At 33.9% G+C, this 2,286-nt stretch carries 3 protein-coding genes; 2 read left to right on the forward strand and 1 reads right to left on the reverse strand.

Translation table 11 applies throughout. The features are described from left to right. Nucleotides 1-539 (reverse strand): ABC transporter transmembrane domain-containing protein (locus ACW2QF_RS19585; protein WP_455717698.1); only part of this gene is annotated, 539 nt, incomplete at its 3' end. 215 nt (nucleotides 540-754) lie between these two features. Here ACW2QF_RS19585 and folD point away from each other — a divergent pair. Next, the gene (gene folD / locus ACW2QF_RS19590) at nucleotides 755-1,600 is read left to right on the forward strand and encodes a bifunctional methylenetetrahydrofolate dehydrogenase/methenyltetrahydrofolate cyclohydrolase FolD (protein WP_455717699.1); all 846 of its coding nucleotides are present in this window, start codon (nucleotides 755-757) and stop codon (nucleotides 1,598-1,600) included. A gap of 57 nt (nucleotides 1,601-1,657) precedes the next feature. Next, complete coding sequence (locus tag ACW2QF_RS19595; protein WP_455717700.1) at nucleotides 1,658-2,194, forward strand: hypothetical protein; 537 nt, start codon at nucleotides 1,658-1,660, stop codon at nucleotides 2,192-2,194. The last annotated feature ends 92 nt before the right edge of the window (nucleotides 2,195-2,286 follow it).

Below are 2,286 nucleotides of genomic sequence, written 5' to 3' on the forward strand. Positions count from 1 at the left end.
GGGATACTTTTTTTAGATACATATATCATAAGTATGGTAATGAACGGTAGTATACAGATAAGCACAAATGAAAGAACGGGATCTAGTGTTAAAGTAATGCAGATTCCCCCTATCAATAGTATGGGTGCTCGGATTCCTAGTCTTTGCATACGGCCAATCATATTGTGAACATTATAAGTGTCACTAGTAAGCCTTGAAATTAAAGATGGTTTTGTGAATCGATCTGTTTGAGTAGACGAAAGATAACTAATTGTATGGAATAGATCGTAACGGATTACTTCAGTTGTTTCGCTGGCGACCTTAGAGGCCATTCGATTGGCAATAATATTTAGTACGACAGCTAATAATGAACAAGTAATCATGCCAAGTCCCCACAGATATACAGCAGTTTTATCTTTGGTTGGGATTACTGAGTCAATCATGTAAGCAAGAATCCAAGGAATAAGTAAGTCCATTATGGTACCTATGAATTTAATAATGAATCCATATATTATTCGGCTATAGAATGGTTTTAAGTAATGTGTGAATATGGTTTTCATGTTAGTACAATCCTTTTCTTTTTCTAAGTAAATAATAAAATATACATAGTATAGTATAACCTTTTGTGTAAAATATTCCAGTAGTAATTCGATTAACATATAATATTGCTCTATTTTACATTTTTACCCTGTTTATTAAATTACCTCTATGAATTCAATAGAAAATAGTATAAAATAAAAGCTATAAAAAACGCAACTAGCAGGAGGTAACAATAATGGCACATTTAATCGACGGAAAAGCAATTTCATCACAAATAAAAGAAGAGCTTAGACAAAAAGCAGCTGAATATAAAGAAAATGGAATCGAAGTAACACTTGCAGTTATACAAGTTGGGAATGACCCAGCATCCAGTGTTTACGTTGGTAATAAGAAAAAAGCTTGTGAATTCGTTGGAATTCGCTCACTAGCATTCGAATTACCAGAAGAAACTACGCAAGAGGAATTATTAAAACTTGTAAACGAACTGAATGAAAGAGCGGATGTAAATGGTATTTTAGTGCAGTTACCATTACCTTCTCACATTGATGAAGATCTAGTAATTAAAACGATTGCACCTGAAAAAGATGTAGATGGTTTTCATCCTCAAAGTGTAGGGGCGTTATCAATCGGACAGAAAGGATTTGTATCCTGTACACCAGCAGGTGTAATTCAATTATTAAAACGTTCCAATATTGAAATTGAAGGTAAAGAATGTGTTGTAGTAGGAAGAAGTAATATTGTTGGAAAACCTATGGCCCTACTAATGTTACGGGAGAATGCAACAGTAACAATCTGCCATTCAAGAACTAAGGATTTAAAAGAGGTTACAAAACGTGCGGATATCTTGATAGTAGCACTTGGAAAGCCTAAATTCATAACAAGTGAATATGTAAAAGATGGAGCCGTAGTTATTGATGTAGGGATTCATCGAAACGAAAATAATAAATTATGCGGTGATGTAGATTTTGATGATGTAGAAACAAAAGTAGCCGCAATTACGCCAGTACCGGGTGGAGTTGGTCCAATGACAATAGCAATGTTAATGAGTAATTGTTTGGATTCAATAGATTTACAGAGATAATAACTTAAAATAATCCAGAGTAATGAGGGATATCTTACGTGAAGGGAGCAAGAATATATGAAAGCAGAGATGATTTTTCATGAGCAGGGTTTTGAAGTAATTATGATAGAGAGGGAGAACTTAATTACCAAGAAAGAGATTAATCATGAATTATTAGGAATGGACGATGCTTATCTGAATTACCATTGTTGTTTTGAGGTAAAGGAGTATCGTCTGTACCTTCGTGAATGTGAGATTGTATGTGCACATGGATACCAAGCTGTCTTACAAGTGAATAAAAAAGACATTGAAACAACACAGTTAATGGTACCTAATACATATTCTGGTTCCATGTTAATTGCTAGAGGACTTATTACCACTGAGCATCGTAAGCATGGTAAACAGATCCCTTGTTATAATTATGAGGAGGTTATAGAACTTATCTTTAGTCAAGGAATTCTATTAACAACAATTAACCATAGTAGAGCAATGAAACGTGTTCGAATGAATTTAGAGGGGGGTTACCGTACTTTAAGTAAGAAAAAAGATGTTCGATGTATTGAAAAATTCTTGCGAGATTGCTTCGTAGGTATGTACAGAGAACGACTTGTATAATTGGGAAGAGACTGATGAACAATCAAGAAGTCACCCAATGTTATTATAGTTAATTGATTTCTTAAAAAAGGAAGAACTTTTCTACGCTGTAT

The organism is Anaerosporobacter sp. (genome assembly GCF_965301125.1).